This window comes from Streptomyces specialis (genome assembly GCF_001493375.1).
Classification (GTDB): domain Bacteria; phylum Actinomycetota; class Actinomycetes; order Streptomycetales; family Streptomycetaceae; genus Streptomyces; species Streptomyces specialis.
Genome location: NZ_LN929769.1, coordinates 195,980 through 213,732 on the forward strand (window position 1 = coordinate 195,980; position 17,753 = coordinate 213,732).

Genomic DNA, 17,753 nt, shown 5'->3' on the forward strand with positions numbered 1-17,753 from the left:
GATGGCCGGATCCGGCGGGTTCCGCGCGGCCCGGACGGCGGCGTTCCGCCGTCCGGGCGAGGCCCGCGCCGGCCGTTCCACCCCGGCGACCTGCGCAGATCTCTCAGCGGCCCGCCCTGAGCGGTGCGGACGATCTTACGCACCGGTAACAAAGGGGCGCAGTGTAGCAGAATGCACCACTCTGCTTGTGAAGCCCCTCACGAGCACCCCCCTCCAGCCGGGTGGATACTCGATGGCATGAGCACCACGGAGCGTCCCCGCATTCTCGTCGTTGGTGGCGGGTACGTCGGTTTGTACGCAGCCCGCCGCATCCTGAAGAAGATGCGTTACGGCGAGGCGACCGTCACCGTCGTCGACCCGCGTTCGTACATGACCTACCAGCCGTTCCTCCCGGAGGCGGCGGCCGGAAGCATCTCCCCCCGCCATGTGGTGGTCCCGCTGCGCCGTGTGCTGCCCGGCGCCGAGGTCCTCACCGGCCGGGTCACGTCCATCGACCAGGACCGCAGGGTCGCCTCCGTCTCGCCGCTCGTCGGCAGGCCGTACGAGGTGCCCTTCGACTACCTGGTGGTGGCCCTCGGCGCGGTGTCCCGCACCTTCCCCGTGCCGGGCCTGGCCGAGCAGGGCATCGGCATGAAGGGTGTCGAGGAGGCGATCGGGCTGCGCAACCACGTGCTGGAGCAGTTCGACAAGGCCGACTCCACCACCGACGAGGACATCCGCCGCAAGGCGCTCACGTTCGTCTTCGTGGGCGGCGGCTTCGCCGGCGCCGAGACCATCGGCGAGATCGAGGACCTGGCCCGCGACGCGGCCAAGTACTACCCGAACGTCAAGCGCGAGGACATGCGGTTCCTCCTGGTCGACGTCGCGGACAAGATCCTCCCCGAGGTCGGCCCCAAGCTCGGCGAGTGGGGCCTGGAGCACCTGAAGAAGCGCGGCATCGAGATCCACCTCGGGACCTCGCTGACGTCCTGCGTGGACGGTCACGTGGTGCTGAGCAACGGCGTCGAGGCCGACTCGAACACCATCGTGTGGACCGCGGGCGTCAAGCCCAACCCGGCGCTGGCCCGTTACGGCCTGCCGCTCGGTCCGCGCGGCCACGTGGACACCGAGCCCACGCTCCAGGTCAAGGGCACCGACTACATCTGGTCGGCCGGCGACAACGCGCAGGTCCCCGACCTCGCCGCCCGCGCGGCGGGCCAGCCGAACGCCTGGTGCCCGCCCAACGCGCAGCACGCGCTGCGCCAGGCCAAGGTGCTCGGCGACAACGTGATCTCCGGGATGCGCGGCTTCCCGCAGCACGAGTACAAGCACGCCAGCATGGGCGCGGTGGCCGGTCTCGGCCTCCGCAAGGGCGTGGCCCTCATCAAGCTCGGCAAGCTGACCCTCCGCTTCCGCGGCCGGCTCGGCTGGTACCTGCACCGCGGCTACCACGGCATGGCGGTACCGACGTGGAACCGGAAGATCCGCGTCTTCGCCGACTGGGCCCTGGGCCTGTTCCTCAAGCGCGAGGTGGTGTCGCTCGGCGCGATGGAGCACCCGCGTGACGAGTTCTACGAGGCGGCGGCGCCCGTGACCCGGGCGGCCGAGGCCGCGCGGCGGCAGGACGAGCCGGCGGCCCGGGCGGGCTAGCCCGGCGGTCTGACGGCCGGGATCGGTATCGGGAGTTCCGGAAGGGGCGGACGGCGAAGGCCGGTCCGCCCCTTCTCGCCGTTCGGGTCATTCACCCCGCCCGGTGGCGGAATCGGCGGCAGGGCGAGGACGTTCTACAGCACCTGGGTGCCAAGGTGGTGCGCGGCGCCCGTCCTCTTCGTGGACGTTCCTGGAGGTGTGTCCCATGGCCGTCGCTCCCCGACTCGCCGCCCTCGCCGGTCAGTTCCTCGGTACGCCGCTCTCGCTGCGCGTGCGGGCCTGGGACGGCAGCGAGAGCGGGCCGCCCGGCGCGCCCGTCGTCGTGCTGCGGAATCCACGGGCCCTGCGGCGTCTGCTGTTCAAACCGGGCGAACTGGGGCTCGCCCGCGCCTGGGTCGCCGGGGACCTCGATGTCGAGGGCGACCTGTACGGGGCGCTGGAGGGTCTTGCGACGCTGTTCCACGGCGGGCGTCCGCCCCTGACGGGCCGGGAGCGGCTGGCGGCCCTGCGGGAACTGCTGGCGCTGACCGGCCCGTTGCCCGTTCCCCCGGCGCCGCCCCGGGAGGAGATCCGCCGGCGCGGCGGGCCGCTCCACTCGCCGCTGCGCGACCGGCGGGCGATCAGCCACCACTACGACGTCGGCAACGACTTCTACGAGCTGGTGCTCGGCCCCTCGATGGTCTACTCGTGCGCCGTGTGGGACGACGACACCGCGTGCCTGGAGGACGCGCAGGCCGCCAAGCTCGACCTGATCTGCCGCAAGCTGGGGCTGCGCGAGGGCGACCGGCTGCTCGACGTCGGCTGCGGCTGGGGCTCGCTGGTGCTGCACGCCGCGCAGCGGTACGGGGTGCGGGCCGTGGGCATCACCCTCTCCGCCGAGCAGGCCGCCTACGCCCGCGAGCGGGTGGCCAAGGAGGACCTGGGCGACCGGGTGGAGATCCGCGTCCAGGACTACCGCGAGACGGCCGACGGCCCGTTCGACGCCGTGTCGTCGGTCGGCATGGCCGAGCACGTCGGGTCGGTCCGCTACCGGGAGTACGCCGACCGGCTGTTCGGCCTGCTGCGCCCCGGCGGGCGGCTGCTCAACCACCAGATCGCGCGCCGCCCGATGGCGGACGAGTCGGCGTACCGGATCGACCCGTTCATCGACGCCTACGTCTTCCCGGACGGGGAACTGGCGCCGCTGGGCCGGACGGTGTCCCTGCTGGAGGAGGCGGGCTTCGAGGTGCGGGACGTCGAGTCGCTGCGCGAGCACTACGCCCTGACGCTGCGCCGCTGGGTGCGGAACCTGGAGGCCGACTGGCCGGAGGCGGTCCGGCTCACGAGCCCGGGCCGGGCCCGGATCTGGCGCCTGTACATGGCGGCCTCGGCCCTGGCGTTCGAGCACGGCCGCATCGGGGTGAACCAGGTCCTCGCCACCCGTCCCACCGAGGCGGGCGACAGCCCGCTGCCGCTGCGCCCCCGGGTCTGGACGGAAGGCGCCTGACGCCGACGGGCCGGGCGCGCCCCCGAAGGTGACGCGCCCGGCCCGCTCCGCCGGTCCTGCCGGTCAGTCCGCCTTGATGGCCTCCAGCATGTTGAGCTTCGCCGCGCGGCGGGCCGGCCACAGCGCCGCCAGGACGCCGACCAGACCGGCCAGGACCAGGAAGATCACCATCCGGGTCCACGGCAGCACCAGCTCGAAGTCCGCGATGAACCCGGCGAGCATCTCCCCGACGGCCCAGCCGAAGAACGTGCCCAGCGCGACGCCCAGCACGCCGCCGAAGAGCGCGATGACCACCGCCTCCAGCCGCACCATCCGCTTCGTGGACCGCCGCTCCAGGCCGATGGCCCGCAGCATGCCGATCTCCTGGCGGCGCTCGAACACCGACATGGCCAGGGTGTTGATGACGCCGAGGACGGCCACGATCACCGCCATCGCCAGCAGCCCGTAGACCAGGTTCAGCAGGAGCGTGAACATGTAGGCGATGTCCTCGGAGATGTCGTCCTTGTCCTGCACCAGGACCGCCGGGTTGTCGCCGAGGACCTGCTCCAGGCGCTCCTTCGTCGCGTCGCTCGCGCCGTTCTCCGTGCGCAGCATGACCTGGACGTCCTCGACGCGCTGCATGTGCGGGGCGAGGGTGCCGTTGTCCAGCATGATGCCGCTGATCATGAGGTTGCCCTCGTAGAGCCCGGAGACGGTCAGCTCGCCGGTCGCGCCGTCCTCGTAGGTGACGGGGAACGTGGAGCCCAGCCGCCAGCCCTGGTCCTCGGCGGTGTCGGTGTCCACCACCACGTTCTGCCCGCTGAGGTTCTCGAAGGAGCCGGCGGTGAAGTCCAGGGACGTCAGCTCGTCGATGGACTCGCCGTTGACGCCCACGAGGTTCATGGTGTCGGGGTCGTCCGCGACGAGCGCCGGCGACATGCGCAGCCCGGTGATCGCGGTGACCTCCGGCTGCTCGGCAAGGGTGCGCTCCACCTCGGGGGAGAGCGGTCCGAAGCTCGCCAGCGACACCACGTAGTCCGAGCGCAGCGACGAGGTGGCCATGTTGTCGATGCTCTTGGACATCGAGTCCGCGATCACCGTGATGCCGGTGATCAGCGTGAGGCCGATCATCAGCGCCGAGGCGGTGGCGGCGGTGCGGCGCGGGTTGCGGACGGCGTTGAGCCGGGCGAGGCGGCCGGAGACGCCGAACACGCGCAGCAGCGGGCTCGCCGCGGCGATCACCGGGCGGGACAGCAGCGGGGTGAGCACGAAGACGCCGATGACCAGCAGCCCGGCGCCGAGGCCCATGGTCGCGCCGTTGTCGTCCGCGCCGGTGCCGGCCACGACGAGCACGGCGCCGGCGGCGGAGAAGAGCGCGCCGATGGTGTTGCGGACGACCAGACCGCGGGCGGTCGGGCCGGAGTGCACGCTGCTCATGGCCGCGACCGGCGGGATCTTCGCCGCGCGGCGGGCGGGCAGGTAGGCGGCGAGCATCGTCACCACGACACCGACGACCAGCGACGCCAGCACGGCCGGCGCCGAGATGATCAGCGGCCCGTCCGGGATCGTCATGTCGAACGAGGTCATCAGGGAGCGCAGGCCGACCGCGATGCCGATGCCCGCGGCGAAGCCGGTGACGCCCGCGACGACGCCCACGGCGAGCGCCTCGATCAGCACCGACCGGGTCACCTGCCGCCGGGTGGCGCCGACCGCGCGCAGCAGCGCCAGCTCCCGGGTGCGCTGCGCGACGAGCATGGTGAACGTGTTGGCGATGATGAAGATGCCGACGAACAGGGAGATCCCGGCGAAGGCGAGCATCGTCGTGCGGAGACCGCTGGTGGCCTGCTCGATCTCGGCGGCCTGGTCCGTCGCGAGCTGCCGGCCGGTGATGGCCTCGGCGTCGGCGGGCAGCAGCGGGGTGACCGCGTCCTTCAGCTCCTGCTGCGTCGTCCCCTCGGCGGCCTCCAGCATGATCTGGGTGTACTCACCGGGCGCGGTGTACAGCTCCTGGGCGGTGGCCGTGTCGAACAGCAGCAGGGAGCCGCCGGCCGCGACGGTGCCGTCGTCGGTGGTGAAGATGCCGGTGATGGTCTCCTCGCGGACCGGGCCGTCCACCGAGACGCGGGCGGTGTCGCCCACCTGGTAGTCGGCGCGGTCGGCGGTGGTGGCGTCCAGCGCGATCTCGCCGGCCCGCTCGGGGGCGCGGCCCTCGGTCATCGGGTAGCGCTCGGCGTCGCCGCCGGTCCCGGTGCCGGCGTAGTAGTTGGCGCCGCTGGTGTCCCAGCCGGCGCCGACGAGGTCGCCGTCCTTGTCGGCCAGGGCGGCGAAGCCGGAGACGCGGCCGGTGGCCGAGGCGACGCCCGGCAGGGCCGTCACCTGGTCGAGCAGCTCCTGGCGGAGGTTGGCGGCGTCACCCGGGGTCTCCTCGGCGGCGTCGCTGTCGTCGTCCGGCTGGACGGCCACGTCCACGTTCGTCAGGCCCTCCTCCGAACTGCGCTGGAAGGCCTCGGAGACGGTGGACGTGAAGACGAGGGTGCCGGACACGAAGGCGACGCCGAGCAGCACGGCCAGGGTCGTCATCATCAGCCTGGCCTTGTGCGCGAGCACGTTGCGCAGGGCGGTTTTGAGCATGGGGGATCCAGACAGTGGTGTGGGCGGGCGGAAAGTCGGGAGCGAGGGGACGCCGGGACGGGCGTCAGCTCGTGCGGCCTCCGGCGTCGAACCGCTTCATGTGCTCCAGCACGCGCTCGGCGGTCGGCTCCGCCATGTCGTCCACGACGCGGCCGTCGGCGAGGAAGACGACGCGGTCGGCGTAGGACGCGGCGACCGGGTCGTGGGTGACCATCACGACCGTCTGGCCCAGCTCCCGCACCGAGTTGCGCAGGAAGCCGAGGATCTCGGCGCCGGCCCGGGAGTCGAGGTTGCCGGTGGGCTCGTCGCCGAAGATGATGTCGGGCTGCCCGGCGAGCGCCCGCGCCACGGCGACGCGCTGCTGCTGGCCGCCGGACAACTGGGCGGGCCGGTGCTTGAGCCGGTCGGCGAGGCCCACGGTGGTGATCACGGTGTCCAGCCACGCCGTGTCCGGCTTGCGGCCGGCTATGTCCATGGGCAGCCGGATGTTCTCGATGGCGTTGAGCGTGGGCAGCAGGTTGAACGCCTGGAAGATGAAGCCGATCCGGTCCCGGCGCAGCTTCGTCAGCTTCTTGTCGCTCAGCCCGGTCAGCTCCGTGTCGCCGATGCGGGCCGAGCCGCCCGAGACGGAGTCGAGGCCGGCCATGCAGTGCATCAGCGTGGACTTGCCGGAGCCGGACGGGCCCATGATCGCGGTGAACTCGGACTGGCGGAATTCGACCGAGACGTGGTCGAGTGCCACGACCCGGGTCTCGCCCTCTCCGTACACCTTGGTCAGATCCGTGGCCTTGGCGGCGTATGCGGTCGAGGGGGCTGAGGGGGACACCGGTGAGCTCCTTTGCCGGGGTGGGGGAGGTACGGTCCCATCCTGGGCCAGCCACCCGACGCGGGGGATCCCTCCACGTGCGGGTTCCGGGGAGTTCTTCAGGGCTACGCGCGCACCGCGCCCCTCCTACCTGAGGAGGAGGTGACCCCTGAGTATCCGTGAGGCTGCGGAGGGTTGATTTGCGTCATTCCTCGGTCGCCGCGGGCCCTGCGGCGACCGCATGAAGCGGCCCGTGACCGGGCAGTAGCCACCTGATGACTCGTCAGCAGCTCATAAAATCAGACAACGTCGGCCTGGGGCACCGGTGTTCGGCCGAACCAGACCGTTAAGCTCATGAGCGACACGGCGCGCCTGTGCGCCCGGTACGGCTTGGGATCTGTGCCCGGATGGTGGAAAGCAGACACGGCGAGCTTAAAACTCGCTGGCCTTCGGGCCGTGCCGGTTCAAGTCCGGCTCCGGGCACCCCAGAGCGGTACGACGTCCCGCCCCCGGCCCTTCCCCGGCCGGCTCCGGGCCCGCCGGGAACAGCGCGGCTCTTCCCCACGTTCTCATGAGTGCACTACCGTGCGGTCTTTGCTTACGCATTACTCTGGTGGTCAAGGCCGCGCCGTGCGGCCATGAAGGAGTGAGATGAGGAGCAGCAACCCGGTCTTCACGCGTCGGGGGTTCAGTCGGGACGGTGGCTACGCCGGCTTCAACGCCGGACCTGCCCCGCAGACCGGGACTCCGTACGCGGGCAGCCCGACCAACCCGTACGCGCAGCCGGGTAACCCGTATGCGCAGCCGCAGGCGGGCCCGCAGGGCGGACTCGTGCCGCCCGGCGCTCCCGCGCGCGCCGGTGTGATGACGATCGACAGCGTCGTCTCCCGCACCGCGCTCACCCTGGGCACCGTCGTCCTCACGGCGGCGGCGGCCTGGATCGCCGACCTCCCGCTCGGCGCCGCGCTCGCCGCCGCCCTCGTCGCGCTGGTCCTGGCGCTGGTGCAGAGCTTCAAGCGCCAGCCGTCGCCCGCGCTGATTCTCGGATATGCCGCGTTCGAGGGCCTCTTCCTGGGCTCCCTGAGCAACGCGATCAACCAGGGCGCGCCCGGCGCGGCCATGCAGGCCGTGATCGGCACCATGGCCGTCTTCGCCGGCGTGCTGTTCATGTACAAGCAGCGGATCATCCGGGTCACCGCCCGGTTCACCCGCTTCGTGCTGGCCGCCGCGGTCGGCTTCGTCCTGCTCTCCCTGGTGAACCTGGTCGTCGCCCTCATCGGCGACGGCAACGGTCTGGGTCTGCGCGACGGCGGCCTCGGCATCGTCTTCGGCATCGTGGGCATCCTGCTCGGCGCCTGCTTCCTCGCCCTGGACTTCAAGCAGGTCGAGGACGGCATCGCCTACGGCGCCCCGGAGAACGAGTCCTGGCTCGCCGCCTTCGGCCTGACCCTCACCCTGGTGTGGATCTACCTGGAGTTCCTGCGGCTGATCGCCATCCTCCAGGGCGACTGACGCGGCCGGCGGCGCCCCGCCAGGGGACCGCCGGACGCACGTGCCACGCGAGAAGGGCCCCGGCGGGACATCGTCCCGCCGGGGCCCTCGCGCGTCTCTCCCACCGGGGAGCCGCGCCGGTCACGCCCGCCGCAGCAGCTCCAGCGCCGCCGCCAGCTCGCGCCGGGCGGCGTCCTCGTCCGGGGCGGCGGCGATCGCCCGCGACAGGTCGTGCCCGGCGACCGCCACCTGCTCCGCGATGACCCACACCCCCGCGTCCGGCATCTCGCGCGGCGCCCCGAACGCCCCTTCCAGGCGCTGCGCGCGCCGCGAAAGCTCCCTGGCCGTCTCCAGCCCCCGCACGCCCGCCTCGCGCCGCAGACGGCTCTCCGGCAGCGCCCGCAGCCGGTCCGCGAGCGTCTCCACGGCCTCGTCCAGCTCGCCGGTGTCCACGGTCATCCGCGCCGTCCCCTCGACCCGTCGCCCGCTACTCGCTGAGATGCGTGGACGCCACCACGCGGTCGGCCAGCAGGTAGACGCTGTCCTGCCCGCAGGAGAACGTCAGCGCGTAGGCGCCGGACACCCCCGAGCCGCCCAGCAGCACCGGCCGGTCCCCGGCCCGCGCCGCCGCGGCGAGCCGCTCGGCCGCCTCCGGGTGGCCGGGCGAGAGACACAGCGTGGTGCCGTCGGCGAACAGGAAGACGTCCAGCGTGCCCAACGGGCCCTGCCGCACGTCGGTGAGCGGCGTCCTGGCCTCCGCCAGCTTCGCCAGCCGGTCCGTGGTGCGGCGGTGCTCCTCGCGCGCGGTGCGGTCGGCCGCGGCCCGTTCCACGGGCTCCCCGGACAGCGTGAAGCCCGGGTGCGACGGGTGCCTGCGGCGGGCCGCCGCCAGCTCGGCCGACTCGCCGCTGTCGGCGGCGCTCTCGGTGGACAGCTCGGCACCGGCCCCGGCACCGGCCTCGGCGGGAGCCGGGCCGCTGTCGGCCTCCTCGCCCGGCTGCCGCGCCATGAGCACACCGCCGTCGCGGCCCGCGCCGGCCGCCGGCAGGCCCGAGTCGCTCAGCAGATACCGCTCCAGCAGGGCGTCGAGCAACTCCTCGTCGGCCTCCGCGACCTCGTACCCCAGGCCCCGGCCACCCAGCAGCGCGGCCGGGCCGTCGTTCTCCCGGGCGTCCTGCTCCGCCCAGTACGCGCGGGCCTCGGCCAGCTCCCGCTCCCGCTCGTCGGCCAGGGCGGCGGCGACGGCGCCGCGGATCTCCTCGGCCGGGACCTGCCGGGCCGCGGGCACCGTGCGCCCGCCCAGCTCGGCGCGGAGCGCGGCGACTTCCGCCCGCAGGCCGCGGGCGGTGTGCAGGGCTCCGGCGCCCAGGGCAACGGCGGTGCCTGCGGCCACCAGCAGGATGACGGATATGGCGCTCACGGACTCGCTCCCAGTGCTCTCGGTCCCTGACTTCTTATCTCAGGTTTCCGGGGCGCGGCCACGGCGTGCAGTGCGAAACGTCATGAACTGGACGGGACTTTGGTCCGAAACGCGCCCCCCGCACCCCGCTGAGCTGCGGTTTCGCGGGGAGCTCCACCCCGGATCACATCCCGGGGCCGCTTCGGTATCGCCCGTATATACCAAGTGACGTAGGCCACTTCCGCACCATGAGCACCTTACGTCACCTTCAGCTCAGTCGCTCCAGGATCATGGCCATGCCCTGGCCGCCCCCGACACACATCGTCTCGAGGGCGAACTGCTTGTCGTGCCACCGCAACGAGTTGATGAGCGTAGTCGTGATCCGCGCGCCCGTCATGCCGAACGGGTGCCCGACCGCGATGGCGCCGCCGTTGACGTTGAGCTTGTCGATGTCGATGCCCAGGTCACGGTAGGAGGGGATGACCTGCGCGGCGAACGCCTCGTTGATCTCGACCAGATCGATGTCGTCGATGGTCATCCCGGCGCGGGCCAGGGCCTGCTGGGTGGCGGCGACCGGGCCGTAGCCCATGATCTCCGGCGACAGGCCCGAGACCCCGGTGGACACGATCCGCGCCAGCGGCGTCAGCCCCAACTCCCGTGCCTTGGTGTCCGACATGACCACCAGCGCGGCGGCGCCGTCGTTCAGCGGGCAGGCGTTGGCCGCGGTGACCAGGCCGTCGGGGCGGAACACCGGCTTGAGCCCGGAGACGCCCTCCAGCGTCACGCCCGGGCGCGGGCCGTCGTCGGCGCTGACGACCGAGCCGTCCGGCAGCGTCACCGGGGTGATCTCCCGCTGCCAGAAGCCGTCCGCGATGGCCTTCTCGGCCAGGTTCTGCGAGCGGACCGCGAACTCGTCCATCTCCTGCCGCGTGACGCCCTTCAGGCGCGCCAGGTTCTCGGCGGTCTGGCCCATCGCGATGTACACGTCGGGCAGTTCGCCGTCCTCGCGCGGGTCGTGCCAGCCCTCCCCGGCGGTCTCCGAGCGCCGCTCGGTGCGGGCCTGGGCGGCGTCGAAGAGCGGGTTCTGGGTGCCCTCCATGTTGTCGGAGGTGCCGTAGACCTGGCGCGAAACCGTCTCCACACCGGCCGAGATGAAGACGTCGCCCTCACCGGCCTTGATCGCGTGGAACGCCATCCGCGTCGTCTGGAGCGACGACGAGCAGTAGCGCGTGATCGTACAGCCGGGGAGCTGGTCCAGGCCGAGCTGGACGGCCACCACGCGGCCGAGGTTGTGGCCCTGCTCGCCGCCCGGCAGGCCGCAGCCCAGCATCAGGTCGGCGATGTCGGACGGGTCGAGCCCGGGGACCTGGTCCAGCGCGGCGCGCACGATCGTGGCGGTCAGGTCGTCGGGGCGTACATCCTTCAGCGAGCCCTTGAAGGCGCGGCCGATCGGTGAACGGGCGGCGGAGACGATCACTGCTTCGGGCACGGGGTCCTCCAGGCGGCTGCTGCTGGCACGAGCTCTCGCGCGCAAATTACCCGCTGGTAGCGGTGTGTGTCACGTGCATGTGAACGTGATCCTGGTCCTGCCCGGGCAGCGGCCGGCGCCGCCGGCGGCGCAGCAGTGCCCCGGGCGCGCGCTGGCCCGCGGCCCGCGCCGCGCTGACCTCGGTGCCGCCCTCCGCCGCCGCCTTCACCGCCGCGTCCGCCACCGGCAGCAGCCGCTCCCGGCGGCGCACCCCCTCCCGCTCCTCCTCCGGCCACGCGCCGAGCGCGGCGCACAGCGTCGGCAGGATCGCCATGGCGGCCGTCGCGTACCCCTGCGCGGACGGGTGGTAACGGTCCGGGCCGAACAGCTCGCGCGGGTTCGCGGCGAACTCGGGCCCCAGCAGCGTGCCCAGCGACACCGTCCGGCCGCCCAGCTCCACCACCGCGATCGTCTGGGCCGCCGCGAGCTGCCGGCACAGCCGGCGCGCGATCCAGCGCAGCGGCTGACCCACCGGCTCCACCGAGCCGAGGTCCGGGCAGGTGCCGACGATCACCTGGCAGCCGGCCGTGCGCAGCCGGGCCACCGCGTCCGACAGGTGCTTGACCGAACGCGCCGGGGGCACGTGCCCGGTGATGTCGTTGGCACCGATCATGATCACGCACGCGTCCGGGACCGGCGCCCGGCCCGGGTCGGTCAGCAGCAGCGACACCTGCCGCTCCAGATCGGCCGAGCCGGCGCCGGACAGCGCCACGTTGTGCAGCTCCACCGGGCGCTCGGAGGCCGCCGCGAGCCCCGATGCCAGCAGGGCGCCCGGCGTCTGCCCCGCGCGCCGCACGCCGAGCCCGGCCGCCGTCGAGTCGCCCAGCATGGCCAGCCGCCACGGCGCCCCTCGGGTGCCGGCGAACGCCGTCCCGTACAGCCCCTCCGCGACGGGCGGCTCGGCGTCCGGCCCGTGACCGAGCCGGCGTCGCGCGTACCGCATCTCGGTGAGCACCAGCCCGGCCGCCGCCCCGCCCACCAGGCTGATCCCGCCACCGCCGAACGCCGCCGCGGTCGCGATCCTCCGTGCCACTCTCGCCCTCGACATGGCCCGCTCCCGACTTGCCCCCGGCTCACCGCCGGACCCGATCCTCACTGGAAGTGGTGCCCAGCGCGGGCCGTCGCGCAACGCAATAGGCTGCTGGGAGAGGGTGGAGGAACCCGCCCCTGACATGCGGAGACCCAGGTGCAGTATCACGAGTCGATGATCGACCTTGTCGGCAACACCCCCCTGGTCAAGCTGACCAAGGTCACGGCCGGTATCGCGGCCACCGTGCTGGCCAAGGTGGAGTACTTCAACCCTGGCGGCTCGGTGAAGGACCGGATCGCGCTGCGGATGATCGAGGCGGCCGAGCGGTCCGGGGCGCTGCGGCCCGGCGGCGTGATCGTCGAGCCGACCTCGGGCAACACCGGCGTCGGCCTGGCGATCGTGGCCCAGCAGAAGGGCTACCGCTGCGTCTTCGTCTGCCCCGACAAGGTCTCCTCCGACAAGATCAACGTGATGCGGGCGTACGGCGCCGAGGTCGTGGTCTGCCCCACGGCCGTCGATCCCGAGCACCCCGACTCGTACTACAACGTGTCCGACCGGCTGGTCCGCGAGACGCCCGGCGCGTGGAAGCCCGACCAGTACAGCAACCCGGACAACCCGAGGTCCCACTACGAGACCACCGGCCCGGAGATCTGGCGGCAGACCGGGGGCCGCGTCACGCACTTCGTCGCGGGCGTCGGCACCGGCGGCACCATCACCGGCACCGGCCGCTACCTGAAGGAGGCCGGCGGCGGGCGGGTCCGGATCGTCGGCGCCGACCCCGAGGGCTCGGTGTACTCCGGCGGCTCCGGGCGGCCGTACCTCGTCGAGGGCGTCGGCGAGGACTTCTGGCCCGAGGCGTACGACCGGGACATCGCGGACGAGATCGTCGCGGTCTCCGACAAGGAGTCCTTCCGGATGACGCGGCGGCTGGCCCGCGAGGAAGGGCTGCTGGTCGGCGGGTCCTGCGGGATGGCGGGCGCCGCCGCCCTGAAGGGGGCGCGGCGGCTCGGCCCGGACGACGTGGTCGTCGTCCTGCTCCCGGACGGCGGTCGCGGCTACCTCAGCAAGATCTTCAACGACGAGTGGATGGCCGACTACGGCTTCCTGGAGGGCGGCGAGCCCCAGACCCGGGTGGCGGACGTGCTGCGGCGCAAGGAGGGCGGCCTGCCGTCCCTGGTGCACATGCACCCCGACGAGACGGTCGGCGAGGCCATCGAGGTGCTGCGTGAGTACGGCGTGTCCCAGATGCCGGTGGTGAAGCCGGGCGCCGGGCACCCGGACGTGATGGCGGCCGAGATCGTCGGCTCGGTCGTGGAACGCGAGCTGCTGGACGCCCTCTTCACGCAGAAGGCGGCCCTGGCGGACCGGCTGGAGGAGCACATGAGCCGGCCGCTGCCGCAGGTCGGGTCCGGTGAGCCGGTGGGCGACCTGATGGCCGTGCTGCGGGACGCGGACGCGGCGGTGGTGCTCGTGGACGGCAAGCCGACGGGCGTCGTGAGCAGGCAGGACCTGCTGGCGTTCCTGGCGGGCGGAGACGACGGGAAGTGACAGGTCAGGCGGCCCGCCGTTGGGGCGTCGGGCAAGAGATCCCGAAGTGTCACGGCCGGGCAACGCGTCGTTAACACCGGTCCGGCAGAGTTCTGGATGTCGGCACCAAGGACCTCCGGAGCGGCTCCCGGACCTCCCTGGTCGCCCGGACGCGAGGCCCCGACCCGGCCCGTGTCCCCGCGGGGACCGCCGTCGTCCCGCCCCTGGTGACTTCACCGGGGTGCGGCGGTCCCCGCCAGCCTCTTCCTCCGCGCCTCCCGCGCATCGCCGCCGCCCGCCGATGGCGGGCGGCGGGCGCGTTCAGTCCCAGTCCTCCCGGCGGGCCCCGCGGTTGAACAGCTTGCCGCCCGCGTAGCAGGCGTTGACGCCCACGATGCCGGCCCAGCACACGAAGATCCCCGCCAGGCCCGTCTGCGCGGCGGCGATCGCGGACAGCGGGATCGCCAGCACGAGGGAGAGCGCGGCCAGGCCGAACGCGGCGCCCGGCCCGTGGCTCTCGCCGCTGCCCGGCGCCGGACGGCCGCCGCGCGCGATGACCATCTGCTGCTCGGCGAGCTGGCGGCGCACGCGCTTGTCCACGGTGGCGTCGATGCGCTGCTCGACCTTCGCGAGGAACGACTCGACCAGCTCCGCCTCATAGGACGCGCCGAGTTCCTTGCGGGTCTCCAGGGCGGCGTCCAGCTCCCGCCCGAGGTCGGAGTCGTGGTTCAGCTCGGGGTCACGGCCACTCATCATGACCCACACCGTACGGCGGGCCGGGACCCGGCGGCACTAGGGGTAACCCCCCTTTCCGGCGGGCGGCCCGCCGTACTCCGCGATCAGCTCCGCCGTCGTCTGCGGGCGGCGCAGCGTGCTGAACGCGCTCCCGCCGGCCCCGTCGTCCGCGCAGCCGTAGACGCCGGGCCGGGGGAGCGCGTTGTAGCCGAACGGCGTGGAGAAGTAGTACGCGCCGGTGTCCAGCAGCGCGACCAGATCGCCCGGCGCCAGGCGCGGCAACGGCCGGTCGCGGGCCACCAGGTCCCCGGCGAAGCAGCAGGGCCCGGCGACGTCCTGCCGGACGCGGGGGCCCGTCCCGGGCCGTCCCTCGGCGTCGTAGACCGCGACGCGCAGCGGCCAGGACTCGGGGACGAACACCGTGCGGACCGCGACCTGCGCGCCCGCGTGGGTGACGGCGATCGGCCGGCCGCCCGCCGACTTGGTGTACTCCACGCGGGCCACGATCGTCCCGGCCTTGGCCAGCAGCGCCCGGCCGAACTCGGTGACCAGCCCGTACCGGCCGTCGAACAGCCCGGGGACCGCGTCGCGCAGCAGGCGGGCGTAGTCGGCGAAGGACGGGGTGACGGCGTCGGACGCGAAGTTCACCGGCAGGCCGCCGCCGATGTCGAGGGTGTCGACCTGCCGCCGCCCGGCCGCCGCGTTGATCTCCTCGGCCAGCTCGTAGGTGACCCGTACCCCCGCCGCCATCCGTTCCAGCGCCATGCCCTGGGAGCCGACGTGGCAGTGCAGCCGGGTCAGCCACGGCCGGTCGCGGAAGGCGGCCAGGATCCAGGCGCGGGCCCCGGGGTCCTGGAGCGGGACGCCGAACTTGGACGTGACGGTCGCGGTGCTCATCGCGTCGATGCTGCCGCCGCCGAGCTGCGGGTTGATCCGCAGTCCCACCGGCCCCGGCGGCGCGGGCCGCGTGGCGAGCAGATCGTCCAGCCGGGCCAGCTCCTGCGGGTTGTCGGCGTTGAGCGCGATGCCCAGCGCGAGGGCCTCGCGCAGCTCGGACGGCGTCTTGGCGGGGGAGTCCAGCACGATACGGCCGGGCGCGACCCCGGCGGCGCGGGCCAGGGCCAGCTCCCCGGGGCCGGCGACCTCGCAGCCAAGGCCCAGCCCGTTCAGCAGCCGCAGCACGGGCACCAGCGACGCGGCCTTGACGGCGAAGGCGTGCAGCACCGGCCGGCCGCCGGGCGCGAGCACCGCGCCGAAGGCGGCGTGGAGGGCGCGGGCCGCCTCCTCGACGGCCCGCAGGTCGAGCAGGGCGACCAGCGGGTGGTCGTCGGTGAGAAGCCGGCGGGCGACGACGGCCCGCACGGCCGCGTCGCGCCGGGAGGACAGCTCCATGCCGCCAGCCAAGCACGGGCGGCGGACGAAAGGGGGACGGAAAGCGGGAAGAATCCGGCGAACCCGTGCGCCGGAGGCGGTTTCCGCCGGGCCGTTCCCGGGGTACTCGCGGGGGCACGCAGCCGTGTCCGGCCGGTCACCGAGGGGAGGTCCGGGTGTCCCTGACCGCGCAGACCTACTGGGCCGAGCACGCCTGGCTCAACGACACCGTCGAGCCCGGCGTCCTGATCACCACCGCGCCCACCGGGCACATCACCGCGACGCGCGCCGATGTCCCGCAGCCCCCGCCCGGGGCCGTCGCGCTGCGCGGCCTGACCCTGCCCGGCTTCGCCAACGCCCACAGCCACTGCTTCCACCGCGCGCTGCGCTCCAGCGTCCAGATCGGCAGCGGCACCTTCTGGACGTGGCGCAGCTCCATGTACGCGCTCTCCCAGGAGCTGACCCCCGACTCGTACTTCGCGCTCGCCCGCGCCGTCTACGCGGAGATGGCGCTGGCGGGCATCACGTGCGTCGGGGAGTTCCACTACCTGCACCACGACCGGGGCGGCGCCCGGTACGGCGACCCCAACGCCATGGGCCGGGCCCTGATCGCCGCCGCCTCGGCGGCCGGGATCCGCGTCACGCTGCTGGACACCTGCTACCTGTCCGCCGGCTTCGGCGAGCCGCCGGACCCGTCGCAGCTCCGTTTCTCCGACGGCACCGCCGACGCCTGGGCCGAACGCGCCGCCGCGCTGCGCGGCGGCGACACCGCCCGCGTCGGCGCCGCCGTCCACTCGGTGCGCGCCGTGCCCGCCGACGCGCTCGCCACCGTCGCGGCCTGGGCCGCCGAACGGGACGCCGTGCTCCACGTCCACCTCTCCGAGCAGCCCGGCGAGAACGAGGCGTGCCACCGCGCCCACGGCCGCACCCCGGCGCGTCTGCTGGCGGACCACGGCGTCCTCGGCCCGCGCACCACGGCCGTGCACGCCACCCACCTCACCGACGACGACATCGGCCTTCTCGGCCGCGCCGGCACCGCCGTCTGCCTGTGCCCGACGACCGAACGCGACCTCGCCGACGGCATCGGCCCCGCCGCCGCGCTGCGCGCCGCGGGCAGCCCGCTGTGCCTGGGCAGCGACAGCCACGCCGTCATCGACATGCTCGCCGAGGCGCGCGGTGTGGAGATGCACGAACGTCTCGGCAGCCGCGTGCGCGGCCACTTCACCGCCGCCCAGCTCCTGCGCGCGGCCGGCGAGAGCGGGTACGCGGCGCTCGGCTGGCCGGAGGCCGGGCGCCTCGAACCGGGCGGCCTCGCCGACTTCACCACCGTCGCCCTGGACTCCGTCCGCACCGCCGGCCCGCCGCCCCGGCTGGCGGCCGAGGCGGCGGTGTTCGCCGCGACGGCCGCCGATGTCCGGCACACCGTCGTCGGCGGGCGGCATGTGGTGCGGGACGGCGTCCACCAGTTGGTGCCCGACGTCCCGAGGGCCCTGACCCGGTCGATCGCCGCCCTGGGCGCCGCCCGCTAGACCCCACCGTCCGTGCCCGGTTCCGCCGATGACGGACGGGCGGGCGTCGCGGTACGGTCGGAGCCGTGATCCTGCCCAAGGAGCGTGACCCCCGGTTCATCACCATCCGCCGCGGGGGAACGCTCACGGACTCCGACCATCGGCTCCTGGCCCTGTGGGCCGCCATCTGCGCGGAGCACGTGCTCCCGCTCTTCGAGGCGGCGCGGCCCTCGGACCCCCGGCCTCGCCGGGCGGTCGAGCGGATCCGGGCCTGGGCCCGGGGGGAGATCACGATGTCCGAGTCCCGCGCGGCGGGCGGCCACGCCATGGCCGCGGCGCGAGTGCTGAGCGGTGCGGCCCGTCACGCGGCGTTCGCCGCCGGCCAGGCCGCGGTGGTGGCGCATGTCGCCGCCCATGAGCTGGGTGCCGCGGCCTACGCGATCAAGGCGGTGCGCGCGGCGGCGCCCGCGGCGGAGGCGGAGAGCGCCGGACGGCTGGAGTGCCGCTGGCAGCGCGCACAGCTCCCGGAGCCGATACGCGCGCTCGTCCTGGACGACCAGCGCTCGCGCAACGAGATCTGCTGGTCGGTCTTCGACTGCTGACGGCGCCGCCCGCCGCCGGACCCGCGGCGACC

General features: G+C 73.7%; 14 protein-coding genes and 1 tRNA gene. 7 read left to right on the forward strand and 8 right to left on the reverse strand.

Going from position 1 to position 17,753, the window contains the following annotated elements:
- Positions 1–237 precede the first annotated feature (237 nt).
- Both BN2279_RS06115 and BN2279_RS06120 read left to right on the forward strand, forming a co-directional pair.
- Positions 238–1,629 carry an NAD(P)/FAD-dependent oxidoreductase gene (locus BN2279_RS06115; protein ID WP_059007190.1) on the forward strand — a complete coding sequence of 464 codons (1,392 nt, stop codon included), beginning with the start codon at positions 238–240 and terminating at the stop codon, positions 1,627–1,629.
- Positions 1,630–1,834: 205 nt separating this feature from the next.
- Positions 1,835–3,115 (forward strand): SAM-dependent methyltransferase, encoded by a 1,281-nt coding sequence (locus tag BN2279_RS06120; protein WP_059007192.1) that lies wholly within the window; start codon positions 1,835–1,837, stop codon positions 3,113–3,115.
- Positions 3,116–3,178: 63 nt separating this feature from the next.
- Here the strand turns inward: BN2279_RS06120 and BN2279_RS06125 are convergent, their stop codons facing one another.
- A complete protein-coding gene (locus tag BN2279_RS06125) occupies positions 3,179–5,725 on the reverse strand; it encodes an ABC transporter permease (protein ID WP_059007194.1) in 2,547 nt (848 codons plus the stop codon).
- 64 nt (positions 5,726–5,789) lie between these two features.
- Positions 5,790–6,551 carry an ABC transporter ATP-binding protein gene (locus BN2279_RS06130; RefSeq protein WP_059007196.1) on the reverse strand — a complete coding sequence of 254 codons (762 nt, stop codon included), beginning with the start codon at positions 6,549–6,551 and terminating at the stop codon, positions 5,790–5,792.
- A gap of 380 nt (positions 6,552–6,931) precedes the next feature.
- On the opposite strand from BN2279_RS06130, the gene BN2279_RS06135 reads away from it, so the two are divergent.
- Positions 6,932–7,013 (forward strand) — tRNA-Leu (locus tag BN2279_RS06135).
- A 168-nt stretch (positions 7,014–7,181) separates the two neighbouring features.
- Positions 7,182–8,042: a Bax inhibitor-1/YccA family protein gene (locus BN2279_RS06140; protein WP_059007198.1), complete on the forward strand. Its 861-nt coding sequence runs from the start codon at positions 7,182–7,184 to the stop codon at positions 8,040–8,042.
- 120 nt (positions 8,043–8,162) lie between these two features.
- Here BN2279_RS06140 and BN2279_RS06145 read toward each other — a convergent pair whose 3' ends face one another.
- The 4 genes from BN2279_RS06145 to BN2279_RS06160 form a co-directional block, all read right to left on the reverse strand.
- A complete protein-coding gene (locus BN2279_RS06145; RefSeq protein WP_059007200.1) occupies positions 8,163–8,480 on the reverse strand; it encodes a hypothetical protein in 318 nt (105 codons plus the stop codon).
- A gap of 28 nt (positions 8,481–8,508) precedes the next feature.
- Positions 8,509–9,441 (reverse strand): hypothetical protein, encoded by a 933-nt coding sequence (locus BN2279_RS06150; RefSeq protein WP_059007201.1) that lies wholly within the window; start codon positions 9,439–9,441, stop codon positions 8,509–8,511.
- Between the two features lie 247 nt (positions 9,442–9,688).
- Positions 9,689–10,909: an acetyl-CoA C-acetyltransferase gene (locus BN2279_RS06155; RefSeq protein WP_059007204.1), complete on the reverse strand. Its 1,221-nt coding sequence runs from the start codon at positions 10,907–10,909 to the stop codon at positions 9,689–9,691.
- A gap of 46 nt (positions 10,910–10,955) precedes the next feature.
- The gene (locus BN2279_RS06160) at positions 10,956–11,996 is read right to left on the reverse strand and encodes an SGNH/GDSL hydrolase family protein (protein ID WP_199827643.1); all 1,041 of its coding nucleotides are present in this window, start codon (positions 11,994–11,996) and stop codon (positions 10,956–10,958) included.
- 138 nt (positions 11,997–12,134) lie between these two features.
- Here BN2279_RS06160 and BN2279_RS06165 point away from each other — a divergent pair, with 138 nt between their 5' ends.
- On the forward strand, positions 12,135–13,526 hold the full coding sequence (locus tag BN2279_RS06165) for a cystathionine beta-synthase (RefSeq protein ID WP_059007208.1): 1,392 nt from the start codon (positions 12,135–12,137) through the stop codon (positions 13,524–13,526).
- Between the two features lie 300 nt (positions 13,527–13,826).
- Here the strand turns inward: BN2279_RS06165 and BN2279_RS06170 are convergent, their stop codons facing one another.
- A complete protein-coding gene (locus tag BN2279_RS06170; protein ID WP_059007332.1) occupies positions 13,827–14,258 on the reverse strand; it encodes a hypothetical protein in 432 nt (143 codons plus the stop codon).
- Positions 14,259–14,297: 39 nt separating this feature from the next.
- On the reverse strand, positions 14,298–15,632 hold the full coding sequence (locus BN2279_RS06175; RefSeq protein WP_059007209.1) for a type III PLP-dependent enzyme domain-containing protein: 1,335 nt from the start codon (positions 15,630–15,632) through the stop codon (positions 14,298–14,300).
- Between the two features lie 161 nt (positions 15,633–15,793).
- Between BN2279_RS06175 and BN2279_RS06180 the strand changes: the two genes are divergently transcribed.
- Both BN2279_RS06180 and BN2279_RS06185 read left to right on the forward strand, forming a co-directional pair.
- On the forward strand, positions 15,794–17,140 hold the full coding sequence (locus BN2279_RS06180; RefSeq protein ID WP_079031907.1) for a formimidoylglutamate deiminase: 1,347 nt from the start codon (positions 15,794–15,796) through the stop codon (positions 17,138–17,140).
- 65 nt (positions 17,141–17,205) lie between these two features.
- Positions 17,206–17,721, forward strand: a complete 516-nt coding sequence (locus BN2279_RS06185) for a putative immunity protein (protein WP_059007213.1) — start codon at positions 17,206–17,208, stop codon at positions 17,719–17,721.
- Positions 17,722–17,753: the final 32 nt, after the last annotated feature.